Genomic DNA, 21,636 nt, shown 5'->3' with positions numbered 1-21,636 from the left:
CGCTGTTTCCCGCTCCATCTGGTGCGGTTGCGATGCGGAGGCATTGCTCGGCCGCTTGAAGTCGTGGGCCATGGTCGGCGTGAAGATCTCATTCAGCGTCTTGTCCGGCGTTCCCGATACCGCGTAGATCGGTGACCAGACACTTGGGACGCATCACAGACGAGGACCAATCCGTGATCCGCGATACCCAAGACACGAGTGATGCCCGTCCGGAAGGATCGGTGTGGAGTCGGACTCTTTCATCGGTCCGAGGAGGGGCGACCGCGATGAGCCCCGATTCGACTCGGCCGACGTTCGAAAGCCAGGCCCAGTTCCACACGGCAGCCTTCACAGCGCTCCGGCCTGAGACGGAGCAGCATGGCCCACACTCGGCAGCCCACACCTGGCATACGTCCGGCTGCCGGGCGGGGGCCGTTTGGGGGCCACACCCGCCTCAAGGAGTTCGACCATGGCGTTCGGCCACCGGTCGCCGCCACCTCTCCCAACACCTCAGCACTTCCGCCGGCCATCCGATCCGTAGCTCCAGCGGGATCGGTGGCTGGCGGTCCTACCCGTCGCATCAGGTTCCGTGGGAGCCAACGTCTGATACTGGTAGTTGCTGTGGTACTTCGCTGCCGTACAGCTGGGATCGCCTGGTTGCCGGGTTATCCAGGTGAGTCGAAGGCGGTATATCAGGCACGTGCGTTGACCCGACCCAAGAGTTCACCTCTAGCCAAACCCAGGCCCGGCAGAGCCTTTAGTCAGGCTCTTTCGTAGTTACCTTTTCAACCGGCATTGAATGCGGCCAGTTGAGGCCGGGCGTAGGGTTATAAGTGCTTAGGTCTGACTGGAGGGCAGCCCAATGGGTGGCATGACGAATCCCCGAACCGTCCTGACGCAGGCAAGTCAAGGCCCCGTACCGGAGAATTGGCGGGTCTTCACCAAGAAGCGGGGGAAACTGTCCGGCTTCCTGCGCGGGACATCGGATGACCCGGATCCGCTGCTGGTCATCACCCCTGACGAGGTCATCGAGTACAAGGACGAACGCAAGCCGCCGACGATCGTCAATTTCTACGATCTCGCTGGAATAGCGCTGAGAGCGACCGCAAGTACCTCCTCCGGAAGTATGCTCGCGGATCTTGACGTATGGGTGGACCTCAACTACCGCGACGGCCGGAAGGAAAAGTGGCGATCCACATCCTTCGCGGACGACCTACAGACGATTCAGGGGTTCATCGAGGCGTACGTTGTCCACAAGGCGCTTCAAGGGCGCTACTGACCTCTGACCCGATGGACGCTTCTGCTCGTCCACGGGCCAAGGATCAATTAGAAGGGTCGGCTATGGCAACACAGCAGCAGGTGATGGCAGCGGAATCGCTCGTATTCGTCGATTGGTTGTCGCGCGACAGCGACCGGATGGCCACGGGAAGGCTGGTCGGCCAAAAGGTGACGATCACCGGGCCCCCGGCGTCCGTAGGGCAAGTGAACGTCGACCAGGAGGCCAGCTTTACTCCAGCGGGCGTCTTCACCCCGTCCCTGCCCACGTCGGACGCGGTAGAACTCAAGAGCACACCCATCGCGCGTGAGTTCACGGTCGTATTCGAGAACAAGGTGCAGAACATAGTCTTTCATCTGGCATCACTCGGCTCGATCCTGACTTTTGAGCAGGGTACGACCGCAACCAAGGTCAGCAGCGACGAGCGTCTCACGCTTGAGGGCGCGACCGTAGTCAAAGGCAAGCAGTTCACTGGCCCACCCAGTGACGGCAACGGCACCCTGCTCGTCAGCAAGCCCGAACCCTTCAGGTCGGTCAAGTTCGAAGTGCATACGGCCCCAGGAGCCGTCGCCCCCGATGAAGGCATACACCTCCAGATCGGCAAGACAGAACAGTTTCAGTTTGTCGATTGGTTGTCGCGCGACAGCGACCGGATGGCCACGGGAAGGCTGGTCGGCCAAAAGGTGACGATCACCGGGCCCCCGGCGTCCGTAGGGCAGGTGAACGTCGACCAGGAGGCCAGCTTTACTCCAGCGGGCGTCTTCACCCCGTCCCTGCCCACGTCGGACGCGGTAGAACTCAAGAGCACACCCATCGCGCGTGAGTTCACGGTCGTATTCGAGAACAAGGTGCAGAACATAGTCTTTCATCTGGCATCACTCGGCTCGATCCTGACTTTTGAGCAGGGTACGACCGCAACCAAGGTCAGCAGCGACGAGCGTCTCACGCTTGAGGGCGCGACCGTAGTCAAAGGCAAGCAGTTCACTGGCCCACCCAGTGACGGCAACGGCACCCTGCTCGTCAGCAAGCCCGAACCCTTCAGGTCGGTCAAGTTCGAAGTGCATACGGCCCCAGGAGCCGTCGCCCCCGACGAAGGCATACACCTCCAGATCGGCAGGGCAAGCGGATGATTCCCCTGTGAGCGCGGCCGGGCGCCGGGTCGCGCGCGGGGAGCGGAGCGAGCCGCCTTGATGAGGTAGAGAAAGTCTCACCGCACCGGTTCTCAAGAGCGCTCCGACTCGAGAACCGAAAGCGGCTCTGACCGGCGGCGGAGCGGCTCGGCGTGGCTCCTATTCCGAGGCTCTGGCCCACACATGGCCCACAGGCAGGGCAGCCCCAGACCGGGCGCGAACGGAGTCAGGAAGCGACAGAGACGGCAACCGAATCGGCTCCGTCAATGCTCACCGGACCATCCGGGTCGCGCTGGGGGGAAGCGGTCCGGCGCGGGCACATCCCCAAGAACGCCGCAGAGATCGCCAAGGCCCCGCGCCTCGAGGAAGAAGAGATCGAGCCCTACTCGATCGATGAGATTCAGAGCCTGCTGTTGCAGGCTTCGAGGCTCCGCAACAGTGCCCGCTGGGTGATCGCCCTTGCGCTCGGCTTGCGCCAGGGCGAAGCGCTCGGACTCATGTGGGAAGACGTCTATCTGGACGCCGGATACATCCGCCTCCGCAAGAACCGGCTGCGGCCGAAGTATGAGCACGGCTGCGGCGACACCTGAGGGCGGAAGCCCGGCTACTGCCCGAAACGCAGGCAGATCCGCCGGGAACACAAGAACACCAAGTCGCGTGCCGGCCGCCGCACCATCGGACTCCCAGACCCGCTCATCAAGCTCCTCAGGAAGCACCAGGAGGAGCAGGGCCGGGAACGTAAGGAGGCCGGGGACAAGTGGGAGGACAAGGGCTACGTCTTCGCGCAGCCGACCGGCGGGCCGCTCATCCCGAACACCGACTACGACCACTGGAAGAAGCTCCTGGACGACGCGGGCGTGCGAGACGGTCGGCTCCATGACGCCCGCCACACCGCAGGGACCGTGCTTCTCCTGCTTGGGGTTCCTGATGTGGTGGTCGACTCCATCATGGGCCGGGAGCCCGGAGGGTCGGCACGGATGCGGGCCCGGTACATGCACGTCACCGGCCCCATGCTGAAGAACGTCGCCAAGCAGGTCGGTGATGCGCTCTGGGGCGCCACCGAGGAGCCGAGCAGCGACAGAGACCCCGGCACCGGAAACCGGGCCGCCGATCCCAACTGAGACGGAAACTGAGACGGACAACGGCGAAGGGCCCCACCGCAAGCGGTGGGGCCCTTCGACTTCGTGCCCGGTGAGGCACTGGCGGAGGATACGAGATTCGAACTCGTGAGGGGTTGCCCCCAACACGCTTTCCAAGCGTGCGCCCTAGGCCACTAGGCGAATCCTCCGCGGCAAACAATACAAGACGTTGAGCCGTGCTCGCGAACTCGTTCCCCGGGCGGAGATCGGGTACCCTGTGCAGAGCCCCTCACGTGGCGCTATCTGACTGAACTCCCCCAGGGCCGGAAGGCAGCAAGGGTAGGTCGGCTCTGGCGGGTGCGTGGGGGGCGCTTGCGTGCGCGGCGACGGTTGTCAGCGGGCGCCTATAACCTCGTATGCGTGTCGTCTCTCGCGCTCTACCGCCGCTACCGCCCCGAGTCGTTCGCCGAGGTCATCGGGCAGGAGCATGTCACCGACCCGCTGCAGCAGGCGCTGCGGAACAACCGGGTCAATCACGCGTACCTGTTCAGCGGGCCGCGTGGATGCGGAAAGACGACCAGCGCGCGCATCCTCGCCCGCTGCCTGAACTGTGAGCAGGGGCCCACGCCCACGCCCTGCGGGGAGTGCCAGTCCTGCCGGGACCTCGCGCGCAACGGGCCGGGTTCCATCGATGTCATCGAGATCGACGCCGCCTCCCACGGTGGCGTCGACGACGCCCGTGACCTGCGGGAGAAGGCGTTCTTCGGGCCCGCCTCCAGCCGGTACAAGATCTACATCATCGACGAGGCGCACATGGTCACCTCGGCGGGCTTCAACGCCCTGCTGAAGGTGGTCGAGGAGCCTCCGGAGCACCTCAAGTTCATCTTCGCGACCACCGAGCCCGAGAAGGTCATCGGGACGATCCGGTCGCGTACGCACCACTACCCGTTCCGGCTCGTGCCCCCCGGCACGCTCAGGGAGTACCTGGGCGAGGTCTGCGGCCACGAGGGCATCCCCGTCGAGGACGGGGTCCTGCCGCTCGTCGTCCGTGCCGGTGCCGGGTCCGTGCGTGACTCGATGTCCGTGATGGATCAGCTCCTCGCCGGCGCCGCCGAGGACGGTGTGACGTATGCCATGGCGACGGCGCTGCTCGGGTACACGGACGGATCGCTGCTCGACGCCGTGGTGGAGGCCTTCGCCGCCGGTGACGGGGCCGCCGCCTTCGAGGTCGTGGACCGGGTCATCGAGGGCGGAAACGACCCGCGCCGCTTCGTGGCCGATCTTCTGGAGAGGCTGCGCGACCTGGTGATCCTGGCCGCCGTGCCCGACGCCGCCGACAAGGGGCTCATCGACGCCCCCGCCGACGTGATCGAACGGATGCAGGCGCAGGCGTCCGTCTTCGGGGCGGCCGAGCTCAGCAGGGCCGCCGACCTCGTCAACACCGGGCTGACCGAGATGCGCGGGGCCACCTCGCCCCGGCTGCAGCTCGAGCTGATCTGCGCGCGGGTGCTGCTGCCCGCCGCCTTCGACGACGAGCGTTCGACGCAGGCCCGCCTGGAGCGGCTGGAGCGCGGCGCCGTCGCGTTCTCGCCCACCGGGCCCGGGCCGGCCATGGGGTACGCACCGGGTCCGGACGCTCATGTGCCCATGCCCGCCGCCCAGCCCGCACCGGTGCGACCCGAGCGGGCCGCGCCGCCCGCCGTGCAGGCCCCGGCGCCCACCCCCGTGCAGGCCCCGGCCCCCGCGCCTCAGGCGGCTCCCACGCCCACGGCCGCGCCGACTCCGGCCCCGCAGGCCCAGCGGCCCGGCGCCTGGCCCGGCGCCGCCGCCCCCGGTTCGGGCGCGCCCGGTGGCTGGCCCACGGCCGCGCCCGCGTCGGCCCCGGCCGCGCAGGCCCCCGCCCCCGCTCCGGCGGCGCAGCCCGCGCCCGCCCAGGCCGCCCCGGGCTCGGCTCAGGGCGCCGCCCAGGTGCGGAACATGTGGCCCGAGATCCTCGAGGCCGTGAAGAACCGCCGCCGCTTCACCTGGATCCTGCTCAGCCAGAACGCCCAGGTGGCCGGCTTCGACGGCACCACGCTCCAGCTCGGCTTCCTCAACGCCGGGGCCCGCGACAACTTCGCGAGCAGCGGCAGCGAGGACGTACTGAAGCAGGCGCTGGCCGAGCAGTTCCACGTCCAGTGGAAGATCGAGGCGATCATCGACCCGTCCGGCGGCGCCGCGCCTCCGCCCGCCGCGACCGGCTTCGGCGGCGGCCGCCCGGCGGGCCCTCCGCCCGCCGCCCCGGCGCCCCCGCCCGTACAGCCCGCGCCGCAGGCTCCCCAGACGTCCGCGCCGCCGCAGTCGTACACCGCGCCGGAGCCGCCCCGGGCCGCCCCGCCCGTGCAGCAGGCGCCCCCGCCGGTCGCCCCCGAGGACGACACTCCCGAGGAGGACGACCCCGACCTCGTCGACTCGGCGCTCTCCGGTCACGAGCTGATCGTTCGCGAGCTCGGGGCCACGGTGGTGGAGGAATACACAAACGAGTAGGACCGTCCACGTCGGCGGCCCGCACAAAGGGCATGCCCTCGCGCGGGCTACTCTGGCTGGCGTGAAGGTCCTCGTCATCGGCGGCGGCGCCCGCGAACATGCCCTGTGCCGCTCTCTCTCCCTCGATCCCGACGTCACCGCTCTGCACTGCGCGCCCGGCAACGCCGGAATCGCGGAGGTCGCCGAGCTGCACCCGGTGGACGCCCTCGACGGCGACGCCGTGGCCCGCCTGGCCGGTGACCTGCAGGCCGACCTGGTCGTCGTCGGCCCGGAGGCCCCGCTCGTCGCGGGCGTCGCCGACGCCGTGCGCGCGGCCGGGATCCCCTGCTTCGGCCCCTCCAAGGAGGCCGCTCAGCTCGAAGGCTCCAAGGCCTTCGCCAAGGACGTGATGGCAGGGGCGAACGTCCCCACCGCCCGTTCGTACGTCTGCACCACCCCCGCGGAGATCGACGAGGCGCTCGACGCCTTTGGTGCTCCCTACGTCGTCAAGGACGACGGCCTCGCCGCCGGAAAGGGCGTCGTCGTCACCGACGACCTCGAGGTCGCCCGGGCGCACGCGCTCGCCTGCGGCCGTGTCGTCATCGAGGAGTACCTGGACGGCCCCGAGGTCTCCCTCTTCGCGATCACGGACGGCACCACGGTCCTTCCGCTGACCCCCGCCCAGGACTTCAAGCGGGCGCTCGACGACGACCAGGGCCCCAACACCGGTGGCATGGGCGCCTACTCGCCGCTTCCGTGGGCCGATCCCAAGCTGGTCGACGAGGTCATGGACACGGTCCTGCAGCCCACCGTCGACGAGCTGCGCCGCCGCGGTACGCCCTTCGCCGGGCTGCTGTACGCGGGCCTCGCGATGACCGGCCGCGGGGTACGGGTGATCGAGTTCAACGCCCGGTTCGGTGACCCGGAGACCCAGGTGGTCCTCGCCCGGCTGAAGACCCCGCTCGCGGGCGTCCTGCTCAACGCCGCCCGGGGCACGCTCGACATCGAGCCGCCGCTGAACTGGCGCGACGACGCCGCGGTGACCGTGGTCATCGCCTCGCACAACTACCCCGGCACCCCCCGCACCGGCGACCCGATCGAGGGTCTGGACGAGGTCGCTGCGCAGGACGCGCCCCACGCCTACGTCCTGCACGCCGGGACCGCGCGGGACGGCGACGCCATCGTGAGCGCGGGCGGCCGGGTCCTGTCGGTCACGGCAACCGGCAAGGATCTGGGCCAGGCGCGCGAGCGGGCGTACGAGGCAGTCGGCCGGATCCGTCTCGCCGGATCCCAGCACCGTACGGACATCGCCCGGAAGGCGGCGGCGGACGCCGCGGCGCACGCGGGAGACACTGCGGCGCAGTAGCCGGGGAACGGGCCGCGGGGAGTGAACCCAGGGGCCCGGATTCCGTCATCACCTTTGCCCAAAGCCATTCCATCGAGTGACGGGTGGGCCATCCGGATGACGCCCGCCGAACCCCCAACTAGGGTGCGGCGCAGGCGTTCCGGCACTTGGCCCACCGGCATTGCGATGTCAGTGGCGGGTGCCACAGTGGGGGAATGAGCACCACCGCCGCAGGCAGTCCACAGGGCAAGAGGGGGTGACGTACGGCCGTGTCCGGTTCAGGTTCAGGTCCCGGTATGGGCGATGAATTGGGTGCGCGGGCCGCGCGTGCCCGGGCTCTCGCCGTGCTGCGGGTCCGTGGCAGGGCGCTGGCCGTGGCGATGCTTCCCGCGGCCGTGGCCGTCGTGCTCCTCGCGGGCGGGGCCATGGGCCGTCTCACCGGCGAGGGCTGGGACACCGCCCGCTGGGTGGTGACGTGCGCGGCCGTGGTCGTGCTGCTGATCGCCGCGGCCGTCGCGGCAGTGATCGCCCGGTCCCGACCGGCCGTCACCCCGACCGTGGAGCTCACCGAGAAGTCCGCACCAGATCTCTACCGGATGGTGCGGGACCTGGCCGACCGCCTCAATGTGCCCGCGCCCTCCGCGATAGCCCTGACGCCCGACTGCGACAGCTGGCTGGAGGACCGCACGCATCCCGCGCACGGCCCGAGCGGCACGAGGCAGGGCGGCCTGGGCGGCGCGAAGGTGGGCGCCGGGCGCTCCTCCGACGCCCCTGTCCTGGTCATCGGCTCGCCCTTCCTCTGGTGGATGCGGGTCGGCGAGCTGCGGGCGGTGCTCGCCCCGGTCGTCGCCGGTACGGGACCGTCCGCGCATCCCGACATAGCCGCCGCCCGCCGCTTCGTGCGGGGCCTGGACGCCGCGGTCGCGGTGCCGGACCGGCCCGGGCTGGATCCCGTACGCCGCCTGGGTGCCCGGTTCACCGGCTCGATCGCGCGGGTCCTGCTGCGCGGCTGCCGTCGGCACGCGGCCGAGATGGAACGGGGCGTCGCGGCGGCCGGGTCGGAGCGCGCACAGGCTGTGGACTACGGACTGCGGATCGTCGCCCAGGAGCAGGTCGGACTGGCCTACGCGGGCTGGGACCGGCTGCTGACCAGGGTCGCGCTTCCCGCCTGGCGCATGGGCCGCTGGCCCTCCCGTCTCGACGCGGGTGTGGTGTCCGCCCTCACCGAGCTGTCCCGGCGCGACCGGCTGGCCGAGGGATTCACCTCCCGGTTGGGCGAGCGGCCGGCCTGCGACCTGCTGGAGGAGCCCGGCGCGGTCGACGAGGCCGCGTCCCTGCTCGCCGCCCGGCTGTTCCACGGGGGCCCGGCCAAGGCGGGACCCGACTGGTCGCCCGTCGACTGGCAGCGCTACCCGGAAGAGGTGGTGGACCGGAAGTGGCGTGCGGACGCGGCCAGGCTGCACCGGGTCCTGGACCGGCTGGGCGCCCGGACGGCGTCCGGAGCCGGGGCGAACGCCGGCCCCACCCTGGCCCGCGTCATGGACCACCTCTCGGCCGCCCCCGCCCCCGCGACGACCGGCGCCGTGCAAGCGGACAGCCCCGGCGGCACCGAGACCCCTGACGGCACAGACAGCCCCGGCGGCGACGGCCGTCCACCGCACGACACCGTGGCCCAGGCCGGAAGCGGGACCGGCGGCGAGACCCTCGCGGCGGGCATCAGCGCCGAAGTCGCCCGCGAGGAAGCCGCCAGACCGGCCCTCACACCGGGCGCCGGACACGGCCCCGCCAAGGCCCAGGGCGACCTCGACGGGCCGTACATCTTCGGTACCGACCCACTGCCGCTCTTCCCGCTCCAGCCGCCGCGCACCGGTCGGGAGCTGCTCGCCGACCATGTGACGGCGATGGTCTGCTGCGCCGCCGTCGACACCGCGGGCGCGGCCCCGGGTCTCGACTGGCTCGACGGGCCGACGCTGCTGATACGCGGCGAGCGGCACGGGGACCTGACCGGCCGGATCCTCACCCTGATCGAGGACGCCGACCCGGAGCCACTGCGCAGCTGGCTCGCGGCGGTGGGCGTCCGCCCGGAGAAGCCCGTCCGGCTGGTCTGAGGGGTTGCCCGAGCGCCGGCCGACCGGCGCGACCGCCAGGCCGGGCCCAGGGCCGGTCCGAGTGACCGGTCCGAGCAGCTGGACCCGGGCAGCCGGTCCAAGCAGCCGGTCCGAGCGGCCACGGGAGGGGCTTCCGGACACCGCTTCGTGGCCGGAACCCGGTGTTCCGTTCCCGTCGATTCGCGACGAACGGTGACGGAGTGGGTGCGTTATGTGATGTGCTGGAGACCGGCGCCGACAGCGACCGGATCGGTGACGGGGGAATCGAGGGAGGGGCGCAGCATGGGGGCGGAGCAGATCCGGCGGTGGGAGTCAGGAGCCCTCGCCCACGCGGTCACGGACCCCTTCGGCCAGGGACCCCTGCCCTGGCTCCGGGCCGGTGAGCAGTACCTGGACGACACCGGACAGGTCGTGCCCTGGTACGCCGACCCGCAGCTGGCGCGCGGCGGCTGCGGCGGTCCGCGCAGCGCCGACGACGTACGCCGCCAGATCAAGGGCTTCACGTCCAGCGGCGCGGTGGCGCCCGGTGAGTCGATCGACTTCCACATCACGGTGGACCCGCCGCAGCAGTTCTCGGTCGACGTCTACCGCATCGGTCACTACGCCGGGGACGGCGCGGCGAAGATCATCACGAGCCCCAGGCTCGCCGGCATCGTGCAGCCGCCGCCGCTGGCCGCCGACCGCACGGTCTCCTGTCACCACTGGTGGCTGTCCTGGCGGCTCCAGGTGCCCTCCTACTGGTCGGTCGGCGCGTATGTCGCCGTCCTGACCACCGCCGACGGCTACCGCTCCCACATCCCCTTCACGGTCCGCGACGACCGGCCCGCCGACCTGCTCCTCCTGCTGCCCGACATCACGTGGCAGGCGTACAACCTCTATCCGGAGGACGGCCGCACCGGCGCCAGCCTCTACCACGCGTGGGACGAGCAGGGCCGGCTCCTCGGCGAGGAGGACGCCGCCACCACGGTCTCCTTCGACCGCCCGTACGCGGGCGCGGGCCTGCCCCTCCATGTCGGCCACGCCTACGATTTCATCCGCTGGGCCGAGCGGTACGGCTACGACCTCGCCTACGCCGACGCCCGTGACCTGCACGCCGGACGCGTCGACCCGACCCGCTACCGCGGCCTGGTCTTCCCCGGCCACGACGAGTACTGGTCCGTCCCCATGCGCCGGACCGTCGAATCCGCCCGGGACTCCGGAACCTCGCTCGTCTTCCTCTCCGCCAACACCATGTACTGGCAGGTCGAGCTCGGCCCGTCCGCCTCCGGCGTCCCCGACCGGCTCCTCACCTGCCGAAAACGCCGCGGACCGGGCCGTCCCGCCCTGTGGCGCGAGGTGGACCGGGCGGAGCAGCAGCTGCTGGGCATCCAGTACGCGGGGCGGGTCCCGGAGCCGCACCCCATGGTCGTACGGAACGCGGATCACTGGCTCTGGGAAGCCACCGGAGCCGGGGACGGCGACGAGATCGCGGGCCTGGTCGCGGGCGAGGCCGACCGCTACTTCCCCCGGACCGCGCTCCCCGAGCACCAGGGACGCATCCTGCTGGCCCACTCCCCGTACCGCGACACCGAAGGCGCCCTGCGCCACCAGGAGACCTCCGTCTACCGGGCCCCGTCCGGCGCGCTGGTCTTCGCCTCCGGAACCTTCGCGTGGTCCCCGGCTCTGGACCGGCCGGGTCATGTCGACGAGCGCGTCCAGCGCGCCACGGCGAACCTGCTGGACCGCATCTGCAAACGGGACTAGACCCCTGGCCAAGGCCTGCTGTCCCCATGCGGGACAATCAGAGCCTCTTGGACAGAACCACGGGGAGGAACCGTGTCCGGATTCGTCGAAAAGCCCGAGCCGCTTCAGGTGCCGGGCCTGGTACATCTGCACACCGGCAAGGTGCGCGACCTGTACCAGAACGAGGCGGGCGACCTCGTGATGGTCGCCAGCGACCGCATGTCCGCGTACGACTGGGTCCTCCCGACCGAGATCCCCGACAAGGGCCGGGTCCTCACCCAGCTCTCGCTCTGGTGGTTCGACCGGCTCACGGACCTCGTCCCGAACCATGTCATCTCCACCGACCTGCCCGCCGGCGCCCCCGCCGACTGGGAAGGCCGCACCCTCATCTGCAAGTCGCTCGCGATGGTGCCCGTCGAGTGCGTCGCGCGCGGCTATCTCACCGGCTCGGGCCTGGTCGAGTACCAGCAGTCGCGTACGGTCTGCGGGCTCGCCCTTCCCGAGGGGCTCACCGACGGCTCGGAGCTCCCCGCGCCGATCTTCACGCCCGCCACCAAGGCCGCCGTCGGCGACCACGACGAGAACGTCAGCTACGAGGAAGTCGCCCGCCAGGTCGGCGCGGAGACCGCCGCGATGCTGCGCCAGACCACGCTCGCCGTCTACAGCCGGGCCCGTGACATCGCCCGCGACCGCGGGATCATCCTGGCGGACACCAAGTTCGAGTTCGGGCTGGAGACCACCGAGCACGGCCAGCGGCTGATCATCGCCGACGAGGTGCTGACTCCGGACTCCTCGCGCTTCTGGCCGGCCGCCACCTGGGAGCCCGGTCACGCCCAGCCGTCGTACGACAAGCAGTACGTCCGCGACTGGCTGACCTCCCCGGCCTCCGGCTGGGACCGCGCGAGCGAGCAGCCGCCGCCGGCCCTTCCGCAGGACGTCGTCGACGCGACCCGGGCGAAGTACCTGGAGGCGTACGAGCTGCTGACCGGCCACAGCTGGTCCTAGAAGACGAAGAAGCCCCCGGTCGGTCCGACCGGGGGCTTCCTCTGTGGAGCGGACGACGAGATTCGAACTCGCGACCCTCACCTTGGCAAGGTGATGCTCTACCAACTGAGCCACGTCCGCATGCGCCGTTGCGCGCAGCCCACTATACCCAACCTCGCTCGCGGGCGAGACGCACCGCCGTATGACGGTTCTCGGCGCCGAGCTTCGCGGCGGCCGACGACAGGTAGTTCCGTACGGTCCCCTGGGAGAGCGAGGCGCGCTCGGCGATCTCCGCGATGGGGGCTCCGTCGGCCGCGAGCTCCAGTACCTCCGCCTCGCGCGCGGTCAGCGGCGAGTCGCCGGCGGAGATCGCGTCGGCCGCCAACTCCGGGTCCACGTAGCGGTTTCCGGCGTGGACGGTACGGATGATCTCGGCCAGCCGCTGGGCGCTGACCGTCTTCGGGACGAAGCCGCGCACGCCGGCCGCGAGGGCGCGCTTGAGGTGTCCGGGCCGGCCGTGGCTGGTCACGATCATGGTCCGGCACTCGGGCTGCTCGTCGCGCAGGGATGTGGCGACCTTCACACCGTCGGCGCCCGGCATCTGAAGATCCAGCACCGCGACATCGGGCCGGTGCGCCCGGGCCATGGCGAGTGCCTCCGGCCCGGAGGCGGCCTCGGCGACGACGACCAGGTCGTCCTCCAGGCCGAGGAGCGCGGCGAGTGCGCCCCGGATGAGGTGCTCGTCGTCGGCGAGCAGGATGCGAACGGGGGTCATCGCGCGGCCTCCAGGGGCGTGGGGGCGAGGGCTATCCGGGCGGTCACCCGGAACCGGCCGTCCGGAGCCGGGCCCGCATCGAGGGTTCCGTTCACGGCGGAGAGACGTTCGCGCAGCCCCGCGAGCCCGGACCCGCCGGACCCGGCCACCGCATCCGCCCCACCCGCGCCGTCGTTCTCCACCACCAGGACCACGGCGTCGTCCGCCGCCGCCACCGAGATCACGCACCGCCGCGCGTCCCCGTGCCGCAGGACGTTCGTCGTGGCCTCCCGGACCACCCAGCCCAGCGCCGACTGGGCCTCGACGGGCAGCCCCGCCGGGCCCTGGTCGATCTCGCAGACGATCCCGGCGGCGCTCAGCACGCCCCGGGCGCCCTCCAGTTCCACGCGCAGGTCCGCCTCCCGGTAGCCGCGCACCACATCGCGCACCTCCCGCTGGGACTCCTGGGCGATCCGCTGCACCTCGGTCATCTGGTCCACGGCCTCGGGGCGGCCGCGCCGGGCGAGCTGGACGGCCAGTTCGCTCTTGAGCGCGATCACCGCCAGATTCCGCCCCAGCACGTCGTGCATGTCCCGCCCGAAGCGCAGCCGCTCCTCCGCCACCGCGAGGCGAGCCTGGGTGTCACGGGCCTCCCGCAGCTCCCACAGCACCCCCAGGACCCAGACCGAGACGCGGACGGTGCCGGCCATGCACCCGCTGACGAAACCGACGGTCGCGGCGGTGACCAGCACCTGGGGCGTGTCCCGTCCGGTGAGCGGCAGCAGCGCGGACACCACGGCCAGGGTGAGCAGCTGGTGCAGGGCGATGGTCCAGCGCGGCACGATCAGACAGTGCCCGGTGAAGAACGGCACGAGGGCCGCCCCCAGCATGGTCGGCAGCATCCCGGTGACGTCCGCGGTGGAGGCGATCACCAGGATGCTCCCCGTGAGGGCGGTCGTCGTCGCGGCCGCCGCGACGATCCGGCGCCTGCCGACCTCCCCCTTTCCCAGGTACGCGTCCATCGCACGCCGGGCGAACCGGTGGCACAGCACACCGTTGGAGATCACGAGCAGCGGTCCGAGCACGACCAGGACCGCGGGTCCGTCGGCCCGGACCGGGCGGGTCAGCAGAAGCAGCCCGTCCACGAACACCGAGGCCCAGACGAGGAGATAGGCGGTGACCCGGGTGTAGATGTCGACCTTGGCAAGCTCGCTCCGGCCGCTCCACCCCTTCACCCGCATGAACTCTCCCCCACCCGCACGCTCTGCTCCCCGCTGCCCGGTCGCCGGTCTCAGCGCCGCGGTTCCCAGCGGAACCACCGCTGGACAGCAAACACCGAGATCACGGTCCAGGCCAGCGTGGTGAGCGCCGCCCCGATCAGGTCGCCGGTGTCGCCCCCGCCGAGCCAGCCGGCGCGTACCAGCGTCATCACCCCGGTCAGGGGCAGCAGTTCACACATCGACGCGAGCCGCTCGGGCAGTACCGCGAGCGGTACGAACAGCCCGGAGCCCATCGTCGAGAGGAGAAACATCGGCAGGGTGGTGAGCTGCGCGCTGTCCACGGTCCGGGTGACGGCCGAGGTGGCGGCGGCAACCGCGGTGAGCAGCACGATGCCCAACAGCACGCCGGCGACGAGGAGTACGGGCCGCTTCGGCGTCCCCAGACCCAGCAGGGCGACACCGGCCACAACCATCAGCGCGCACTGCGCGAGCGCGAGGACGGCGGCCGGCAGCGCGACGCCGCCGAGGATCTCCCGGTCCGAAGGCTCTCCCGTACGCAGCCTCTTGAGCACGAGCCCCTCACGCCGGGCGACGTACGTCGAGACCAGGTTGGAGTGGACGACCATGAGCAGCGCCATGCCGATCCCGCCGGTCATCGCCGCCTCCGCGATGCTCATCCCGGACTTGGCGAGGTCGATCCCGTCGAGCGAGGCCTTGATCGCGCCGACCATCGCGAGCGGCACGATCAGCGCGATGAAGAGCGCCGTCCGATTCCTTGCCAGAAGGGTCAGTTCGGCCCGCCCCAGCGCGGCCAGCCGTGCGGTCACCGCCGCCGCCGCTCTCTTCGCCGTCGTTGGCGTCGTCACTGCCGCCATGTCACACACCCACCGTTTCCGTGCGCGCGAGATCCGTCTGCGCGATGTCGAGAAAGGCCTCCTCGAGGGAGGCGGAACGCGCGTCGAGCCCGTCCAGCAGTACGCCCGCGTCCCGCGCCCACCCCAGCAGCTCACCGAGCGCGTCCTGGAGGGCGTGCGTACGGATCTCCACCCGTCGCCCCGCGGCCACCGCCCGCAGCGAGAGGGGCAGCTGCCCGGCCGCCATTCCCTCGGGGAGGACGAAACGGATGCGGGCGGGACGCGAGGCGGTGACCTGGGCCGGCGTGCCGGAGGTCACGATCCGACCCCGGTGCATGATCGCCAGCCGGTCGGCGAGGACCTCCGCCTCCTCCAGGTAGTGGGTGGTCAGCAGGACGGTCGTACCGCCGTCCCGCAGGCCGCGCACCAGCTCCCAGGTGTCGTGGCGCCCCTCCGCGTCGAGGCCGGTCGTCGGCTCGTCGAGGAAGAGCACCTCGGGGCGTCCGAGCAGTGCCAGGGCCAGGTCGAGCCGGCGCCGCTCGCCACCGGAGAGCTGCTTGACGCGGACACCGGCGCGCGCGGCCAGCCCGACCATGTCCAGGGCTTCCCCGCCGGGCCGCGCGCCGGTGGTGCAGCCCGCCCACATCCGTACCGTCTCGGCGACGGTCAGGTCGGGAGGGAACCCGCCCTCCTGGAGCATCACGCCGATGCGGGGCCGGACGACGGCCCGCTCCCGGTACGGATCATGGCCCAGCACCCGTACGGTCCCGCCGCTCGGCCGGGCGAGACCTTCCAGGAGTTCGACGGTGGACGTCTTGCCGGCGCCGTTGGTCCCGAGGAGGGCGAAGATCTCGCCACGGGGGACGGCGAGCGAGAGCCCGGTCACCGCCTCGAAGCCGCCGGAGTAGGTCCGGCGCAGCTCCTCGGCCTCGATTACGTTGGTCATGGTCCAAGGCTTCCGCCGGGCGGGGGCGGCGGGCAGTGCGGGCTGTCATGACTGTCCATGACAAATGTCATCCGCTCGTGGACACATGACGAAGGCCCCGGTCTGATGACCGGGGCCTTACGCTCTCTGAGCGGACGACGAGATTCGAACTCGCGACCCTCACCTTGGCAAGGTGATGCTCTACCAACTGAGCCACGTCCGCATTGCGCCGCTGTCGAGCGGTGCGAACACCACTCTACCTGATCCTTCCCCTGGCTTTCGACTGCGTCTCGAGCCGAGGAGGACCCCCGAGGGGGCGGAGAGCGATGCAGAGCGGGTGACAGGAATTGCACACTGCGCCTTCCCCCTGGAAGGGGGATGTTCTACTACTGAACTACACCCGCACGCTGCGTGAGGCCCGGCCTTTCGGCCGCGCCCGTCGGCGTGCTCCAGACTCTAGCCGACCAGCGGGGGTGCATGGCAAATCCATCGCCGACACCCCGTCAGCCGGTCGGCTCAACTGGCCTCCCGGAACGCCTCGTACACGCGCTTGGGGATGCGGCCCCGGGCCGGGACGTCCATCTTGTGCGACTGGGCCCAGGCGCGAACGGCGGCCGGGTCCGGCTCCAGCGAGGTGAAAGTGGCTGCCTTGCCGGACTTGCCGGGCTTGCTCCCGCTCGACTGCTTTCGTCCCGCAGCCATGTAAGGCGCCAGCGCCTTGCGCAGTTTCTTTGCATTGGCGGGATTCAGGTCGATCTCGTACGCCTTACCGTCGAGGCCGAACGTGACCGTTTCCGCCGCTTCTCCGCCGTCGATGTCGTCGGAGAGTGTGACCACTACGCGCTGAGCCACGGATATCGGTCCTTTCCTGCGGTCCACCGTGCCGGACGCTCGACTGGTGCGCGCCTGACGTGCGGTGATACCGGGTTTTCGGCTGCTGAGGGGCAATGCTGCTTTCCTCTGTATTCCTTTGTACAGCGGTCGGCGTCGCATTGTGAAGCTCCGCCAATTGCATCAGCGTGTCCCCCGCACTGCAATGGGCGGCGCGATATTTCACCGGGATTTTCTTGGCTGTCTTTGTAGGGACCTCCAGATATCTACCCGCGTAGATTTTGGAGACAGGTACGCTGAGGGAACCGCCCACGCAACACACCACCGGGAGTGCCAGTGGCACGCGTCGTAGTCGACGTCATGCTCAAGCCGGAGATCCTCGACCCGCAGGGCCAGGCGGTGCAGCGCGCACTGCCCCGCCTCGGTTTCAAGGGGATCACCGACGTCCGCCAGGGAAAGCGCTTCGAGCTCGAGGTTGAGGGACCGGTCGATGACGCCGCCCTCGCCCGCATCCATGAGATGGCCGAAACGTTCCTCGCCAACACCGTCATCGAGGACTTCGTCGTAAAGGTGGAGTCGTGACCACTCGTATCGGAGTCGTCACCTTCCCCGGAACCCTCGACGACCGGGACGCGCTGCGCGCCGCCCGTCTCGCGGGCGCCGAACCCGTATCGCTGTGGCACCGCGACAAGGACCTCAAGCAGGTCGACGCCGTGGTTCTCGCCGGCGGCTTCTCCTACGGCGACTATCTGCGGGCCGGGTCCATCTCCCGTTTCTCGCCGGTGATGGAGACGATCATCGAGCAGGCCAAGGCCGGTATGCCCGTCCTCGGTATCTGCAACGGCTTCCAGATCCTCACCGAGGCCCATCTGCTGCCGGGCGCGATGCTGCGCAACAACCACCTGCACTTCATCTGCCGCGACCAGAAGCTGCGGGTGGAGAACGCCGCGACCGCCTGGACCGCCGATTACGAGCAGGGCCAGGAGATCCAGGTCCCGCTCAAGAACATGGACGGCCGGTACGTCGCCGACGAGCGCGTGCTCGACGAGCTGGAGGCCGAAGGGCGGGTGGCCTTCCGGTACCTGGACCTCAACCCGAACGGCTCGCTGCGGGACATCGCCGGCATCACCAACGCCGCCGGCAACGTCGTCGGCCTGATGCCGCACCCAGAGCACGCCGTGGAGCCGCTGGTCGGCACGGGCCGCACCGACGGTCTCGGGTTCTTCACGTCGATCCTCAAGAAGTTGGTCAGCGCATGACTCTCGACACCGTCAAGCACGCGGGCGAGACGCCCGACGTCGAGCAGCCGTGGTCCGAGCTCGGTCTGAAGAACGACGAGTACGAGCGCATCCGCGAGATCCTCGGTCGGCGACCCACCGGCGCCGAGCTCGCCATGTACTCCGTCATGTGGTCCGAGCACTGCTCGTACAAGAGCAGCAAGGTCCACCTGAAGCAGTTCGGCGAGAAGGTCCCCGAGAACGACGCCATGCTCGTCGGCATCGGCGAGAACGCCGGCGTGGTCGACGTGGGCCAGGGGTACGCGGTGACCTTCAAGGTCGAGTCGCACAACCACCCCTCGTACATCGAGCCCTACCAGGGCGCGGCCACCGGCGTCGGCGGCATCGTCCGCGACATCCTCGCCATGGGTGCCCGTCCGGTCGCGGTCGTGGACCCGCTGCGCTTCGGCGCGGCCGACCACCCCGACACCAAGCGCGTCCTGCCGGGCGTCGTCGCCGGTATCGGCGGCTACGGCAACTGCCTGGGCCTGCCCAACATCGGCGGCGAGGTCGTCTTCGACGCCTGCTACCAGGGCAACCCGCTGGTCAACGCCGGCTGCATCGGCGTGATGAAGCACGAGGACATCCACCTCGCCAAGGCCTCCGGCCCCGGCAACAAGGTCATCCTCTACGGCGCCCGTACGGGTGGCGACGGCATCGGCGGCGTCTCGGTCCTCGCGTCCGAGACCTTCGACGACACCAAGCCCACCAAGCGGCCCGCCGTCCAGGTCGGCGACCCCTTCCAGGAGAAGCTCCTCATCGAGTGCACCCTGGAGATCTTCAAGGAGAAGCTGGTCGCCGGCATCCAGGACCTGGGTGGCGCCGGACTCTCCTGCGCGACCTCCGAGCTGGCCTCCGCCGGCTCCGGCGGTATGCGCGTCGAGCTGGACACCGTGCCGCTGCGCGACGCGACCCTCTCGCCCGAGGAAATCCTCATGAGCGAGTCGCAGGAGCGCATGTGCGCGATCGTCGAGCCCGAGCACGTCGACCGCTTCCTGGAGATCTGCGAGAAGTGGGACGTCATCGCCACCGTCATCGGTGAGGTGACCGAGGGCGAGCGGCTGGAGATCTTCTGGCACGGCGAGCAGATCGTCGACGTACCGCCGCGCTCGGTGGCCCACGAGGGCCCGACCTACCACCGGCCGTTCGCGCGCCCGTCGTGGCAGGACGCCCTCCAGGCCGACGACGCGGGCAAGCTGCCCCGGCCGCAGACGCCGGAGGAGCTGCGCGCGCAGGTCCTGGCCCTGGTCTCGTCGCCGAACCAGGCGTCGAAGTCCTGGATCACCGACCAGTACGACCGTTTCGTGCAGGGCAACACCGTGCTCGCCCAGCCCGAGGACGCGGGCATGGTCCGGATCGACGAGGAGTCGAACCTGGGTGTGGCCATGGCGACCGACGGCAACGGCCGGTACGCGAAGCTCGACCCGTACACGGGCGCCCAGCTCGCGCTGGCGGAGGCGTACCGCAATGTCGCCGCCTCGGGCGCCAAGCCGCTCGCCATCTCCGACTGCCTGAACTTCGGCTCCCCGGAGGACCCGGACGTCATGTGGCAGTTCGCCGAGGCCACCCGTGGTCTCGCGGACGGCTGTCTGCAGCTCGGCACGCCGGTGACCGGCGGCAATGTGTCGCTGTACAACCAGACCGGTGAGGTCGCCATCCACCCCACCCCCGTGGTGGCCGTGCTCGGTGTCATCGACGACGTCAACCGCCGCACGCCGATCGCCTTCGCGGAAGAGGGCCAGCTCCTCTACCTGCTGGGCGACACGCGTGAGGAGTTCGGCGGCTCGGCCTGGTCCGAGGTCGTCCACCAGCACCTCGGCGGTCTGCCGCCGGCGGTGGACCTCGACCGGGAGAAGCTGCTCGGCGACATCCTGATCGCGGCCTCCCGCGACGGCATGATCGACGCGGCGCACGACCTGTCCGACGGCGGTCTGGTCCAGGCGGTCGTGGAGTCGTGTCTGCGCGGCGGCAACGGTGCGCGGCTGGTCGTCCCGGACGGTCTGGACGCCTTCACCTTCCTCTTCAGCGAGTCGGCGGGCCGCGCGGTCGTGTCCGTGCCGCGCAGCGAGGAACTCCGCTTCACCGACATGTGCGGCGCGCGGGGTCTGCCCGCGACCCGGATCGGTGTCGTGGACGGCGAAGAGATCGATGTCCAGGGTCAGTTCAGCATCGCGCTGAGCGAGCTGCGCACGGCGCACGAGGAGACCATTCCGGGTCTGCTCGCCTGACGCCCGGCTCCACGGTGGCCCCGTCCGGACCTGGTCCGGGCGGGGCTCCGCCGTTCCTCCGGGCCCTGCTCCGCTTCGGTCGCGTGGAACCGGTCGCCACCTAGGCGGCCTGGCCCCAGAAGGCATCCGATTCGTCGATGTCCTCGATGCACTCGTCGATGTCGGAGATCTTGCCTCCGATGATGGTGAAGAACAGACCGCCCCTCATCTCTATGCCGCGGTCCCCGCGCTCGGCGTACAGCTTGTGGACGGACATGACGTGCCCGCGCCCGTCCGGGAAGACGCCCTGCAGCTCGGACCGCATGGAGCCGCCGGTGAGCTCGAAGAGCCGTCCGAACAGCTCGAGGACGTTGTCCCGGCCCTTGAAGTGACCGGAGACCTGGCTCTCCCCGGGGGAGTGGTAGGCACAGTCCGTGGTCATCAGGGAGCCGAGTGTCTCCATGTCGCCGCGTTCGAACGCTTCGTAGCCCCGGCGGATCAGGGCACTGTCCGGGTGCTCACTCATAGGTGGTTCACGCCCTTCCTGCACTCGCGCCTTCTCCCATCTTCCGCCGGGTTCCGGGCCGCTGTCCTGCGGGAGGGATTAACCTCGGCACCATGCCACCGGCCAAGAAGCGCGCCCGCCGATACGACTCCGCCAAGACGCGCGCCGCCGTGGTCGCGCAGTTCGACCACGTCCGCGTCGGGGTGCTCACCCTCACGGCCGAGCAGCTCGAAGCGCCGACCCGGCTCGGGGACTGGACCGTACGGGATCTCGCCGCGCATCTGGCCATGGTCATCGGCTCGGTCAGCCGCCACCTCGGCGAGCCCGAGCCGTCCCGCCGTGAAATGGACCTGCTGGACTGGCCCTTCAGGACACGGTCCGCCGCGGCGCGGGTCGACGAGGACACGAGGGCCATCGCGGCGGCCGGGGATCTCGCCGAGCTCTACGCCCGCACCGAGGCGCTCTACAACGAGCGCATGGCCGGAGTCTCGGACGACCGGCTCGTGCCCGCGCGGCTCGGTGCGATGCCGCTCGGCGACTTCCTGGTCACCCGGACCGTCGAACTCATCGTCCACACCGACGACCTGAACGACGCGACGGGCCTCGGCATCCCGTACGACAAGCAGGCGCTGGCCGCCTGCACCCGGCTGCTGGCGGACGCGCTCGCGGTGAAGGCGCCGGGGGGTTCGGTGGAGGTGCGGATCCCGCCGTACGCGGTGGTGCAGTGCGTCGAGGGCCCCCGGCACACCCGGGGCACCCCGCCGAACGTGATCGAGACGGACCCGCTGACGTGGATCCGGCTCGCCACCGGGCGTACGACCTGGAGCGAGGCCCTCGACGCTACCCAGGTGCACGCGAGCGGTGAGCGGGCGGACCTCGCCGGGCTGCTGCCGGTCATGGGCTGAGGCGAGCCGTGCGACTCGCGCCGCGACCAG

17 protein-coding genes, 4 tRNA genes, 1 other RNA gene and 1 pseudogene are annotated in these 21,636 nt (G+C 70.4%); 13 read left to right on the top strand and 10 right to left on the bottom strand.

The annotated features are described in order from the left end of the window. The first annotated feature begins 850 nt into the window (after window positions 1-850). From ACZ5VC_RS13815 to ACZ5VC_RS13805, 3 genes and pseudogenes are all read left to right on the top strand, one after another. The gene (locus tag ACZ5VC_RS13815; protein ID WP_469120275.1) at window positions 851-1,258 is read left to right on the top strand and encodes a hypothetical protein; all 408 of its coding nucleotides are present in this window, start codon (window positions 851-853) and stop codon (window positions 1,256-1,258) included. Between the two features lie 62 nt (window positions 1,259-1,320). Next, on the top strand, window positions 1,321-2,385 hold the full coding sequence (locus ACZ5VC_RS13810) for a hypothetical protein (RefSeq protein WP_469120274.1): 1,065 nt from the start codon (window positions 1,321-1,323) through the stop codon (window positions 2,383-2,385). 265 nt (window positions 2,386-2,650) lie between these two features. Further along, window positions 2,651-3,506 (top strand): annotated as a pseudogene (locus ACZ5VC_RS13805) (tyrosine-type recombinase/integrase); the annotation flags it as partial. A 79-nt stretch (window positions 3,507-3,585) separates the two neighbouring features. On the opposite strand, the gene ACZ5VC_RS13800 reads toward ACZ5VC_RS13805, so the two are convergent. Next, window positions 3,586-3,673, bottom strand: a tRNA-Ser gene (locus ACZ5VC_RS13800). Window positions 3,674-3,745: 72 nt separating this feature from the next. Between ACZ5VC_RS13800 and ffs the strand changes: the two genes are divergently transcribed. From ffs to ACZ5VC_RS13770, 6 genes are all read left to right on the top strand, one after another. Further along, window positions 3,746-3,840: signal recognition particle sRNA small type (ffs, locus tag ACZ5VC_RS13795), an RNA gene on the top strand. 44 nt (window positions 3,841-3,884) lie between these two features. Beyond that, a complete protein-coding gene (locus ACZ5VC_RS13790; RefSeq protein ID WP_469120273.1) occupies window positions 3,885-5,990 on the top strand; it encodes a DNA polymerase III subunit gamma and tau in 2,106 nt (701 codons plus the stop codon). A 61-nt stretch (window positions 5,991-6,051) separates the two neighbouring features. After that, window positions 6,052-7,335, top strand: coding sequence for a phosphoribosylamine--glycine ligase (gene purD / locus ACZ5VC_RS13785; RefSeq protein ID WP_469120272.1), 1,284 nt, complete (start codon window positions 6,052-6,054; stop codon window positions 7,333-7,335). A gap of 275 nt (window positions 7,336-7,610) precedes the next feature. Beyond that, a complete protein-coding gene (locus ACZ5VC_RS13780; RefSeq protein WP_469120271.1) occupies window positions 7,611-9,422 on the top strand; it encodes a M48 family metalloprotease in 1,812 nt (603 codons plus the stop codon). A gap of 282 nt (window positions 9,423-9,704) precedes the next feature. Then, complete coding sequence (locus ACZ5VC_RS13775; RefSeq protein WP_469120270.1) at window positions 9,705-11,165, top strand: N,N-dimethylformamidase beta subunit family domain-containing protein; 1,461 nt, start codon at window positions 9,705-9,707, stop codon at window positions 11,163-11,165. 72 nt (window positions 11,166-11,237) lie between these two features. Then, the gene (locus tag ACZ5VC_RS13770; RefSeq protein WP_469120269.1) at window positions 11,238-12,149 is read left to right on the top strand and encodes a phosphoribosylaminoimidazolesuccinocarboxamide synthase; all 912 of its coding nucleotides are present in this window, start codon (window positions 11,238-11,240) and stop codon (window positions 12,147-12,149) included. Window positions 12,150-12,193: 44 nt separating this feature from the next. Here ACZ5VC_RS13770 and ACZ5VC_RS13765 read toward each other — a convergent pair. The 8 genes from ACZ5VC_RS13765 to ACZ5VC_RS13730 form a co-directional block, all read right to left on the bottom strand. After that, window positions 12,194-12,269, bottom strand: a tRNA-Gly gene (locus tag ACZ5VC_RS13765). Between the two features lie 22 nt (window positions 12,270-12,291). Beyond that, window positions 12,292-12,903 carry a response regulator gene (locus ACZ5VC_RS13760; RefSeq protein ID WP_469120268.1) on the bottom strand — a complete coding sequence of 204 codons (612 nt, stop codon included), beginning with the start codon at window positions 12,901-12,903 and terminating at the stop codon, window positions 12,292-12,294. Next, entirely contained in the window at window positions 12,900-14,123 is a 1,224-nt protein-coding gene (locus tag ACZ5VC_RS13755; RefSeq protein WP_469120267.1) for a sensor histidine kinase, read from the bottom strand. The genes ACZ5VC_RS13760 and ACZ5VC_RS13755 overlap by 4 nt, the downstream gene beginning before the upstream one ends. A 50-nt stretch (window positions 14,124-14,173) precedes the next feature. Further along, the gene (locus ACZ5VC_RS13750) at window positions 14,174-14,977 is read right to left on the bottom strand and encodes an ABC transporter permease (RefSeq protein WP_469120266.1); all 804 of its coding nucleotides are present in this window, start codon (window positions 14,975-14,977) and stop codon (window positions 14,174-14,176) included. 1 nt (window position 14,978) lies between these two features. After that, window positions 14,979-15,902, bottom strand: a complete 924-nt coding sequence (locus ACZ5VC_RS13745) for an ABC transporter ATP-binding protein (RefSeq protein WP_469120265.1) — start codon at window positions 15,900-15,902, stop codon at window positions 14,979-14,981. Between the two features lie 129 nt (window positions 15,903-16,031). Continuing rightward, window positions 16,032-16,104 (bottom strand) — tRNA-Gly (locus tag ACZ5VC_RS13740). 109 nt (window positions 16,105-16,213) lie between these two features. Beyond that, a tRNA-Gly gene (locus ACZ5VC_RS13735) sits at window positions 16,214-16,285 on the bottom strand. A 112-nt stretch (window positions 16,286-16,397) separates the two neighbouring features. After that, window positions 16,398-16,733, bottom strand: coding sequence for a histone-like nucleoid-structuring protein Lsr2 (locus ACZ5VC_RS13730; protein ID WP_468708751.1), 336 nt, complete (start codon window positions 16,731-16,733; stop codon window positions 16,398-16,400). 315 nt (window positions 16,734-17,048) lie between these two features. Here ACZ5VC_RS13730 and purS point away from each other — a divergent pair, with 315 nt between their 5' ends. Genes purS through purL form a run of 3 tightly spaced genes read left to right on the top strand, consistent with a single transcriptional unit; the run spans window position 17,049 to window position 20,217 of the window. Continuing rightward, the gene (purS, locus tag ACZ5VC_RS13725) at window positions 17,049-17,294 is read left to right on the top strand and encodes a phosphoribosylformylglycinamidine synthase subunit PurS (protein ID WP_468708750.1); all 246 of its coding nucleotides are present in this window, start codon (window positions 17,049-17,051) and stop codon (window positions 17,292-17,294) included. After that, the gene (gene purQ, locus ACZ5VC_RS13720; RefSeq protein WP_469120264.1) at window positions 17,291-17,971 is read left to right on the top strand and encodes a phosphoribosylformylglycinamidine synthase subunit PurQ; all 681 of its coding nucleotides are present in this window, start codon (window positions 17,291-17,293) and stop codon (window positions 17,969-17,971) included. The genes purS and purQ overlap by 4 nt, the downstream gene beginning before the upstream one ends. Beyond that, on the top strand, window positions 17,968-20,217 hold the full coding sequence (gene purL, locus ACZ5VC_RS13715) for a phosphoribosylformylglycinamidine synthase subunit PurL (RefSeq protein WP_469120263.1): 2,250 nt from the start codon (window positions 17,968-17,970) through the stop codon (window positions 20,215-20,217). Before purQ ends, purL begins: the two co-directional genes overlap by 4 nt. A gap of 100 nt (window positions 20,218-20,317) precedes the next feature. On the opposite strand, the gene ACZ5VC_RS13710 is transcribed toward purL, so the two are convergent. Beyond that, window positions 20,318-20,722, bottom strand: coding sequence for a nuclear transport factor 2 family protein (locus tag ACZ5VC_RS13710; RefSeq protein WP_469120262.1), 405 nt, complete (start codon window positions 20,720-20,722; stop codon window positions 20,318-20,320). Between the two features lie 92 nt (window positions 20,723-20,814). On the opposite strand from ACZ5VC_RS13710, the gene ACZ5VC_RS13705 reads away from it, so the two are divergent. Beyond that, entirely contained in the window at window positions 20,815-21,606 is a 792-nt protein-coding gene (locus ACZ5VC_RS13705) for a maleylpyruvate isomerase family mycothiol-dependent enzyme (RefSeq protein WP_469120261.1), read from the top strand. Window positions 21,607-21,636 lie beyond the last annotated feature (30 nt).

The organism is Streptomyces sp. NPDC033174 (assembly GCF_055577795.1).
This window is presented reverse-complemented; position numbering and strand designations above follow the sequence as displayed.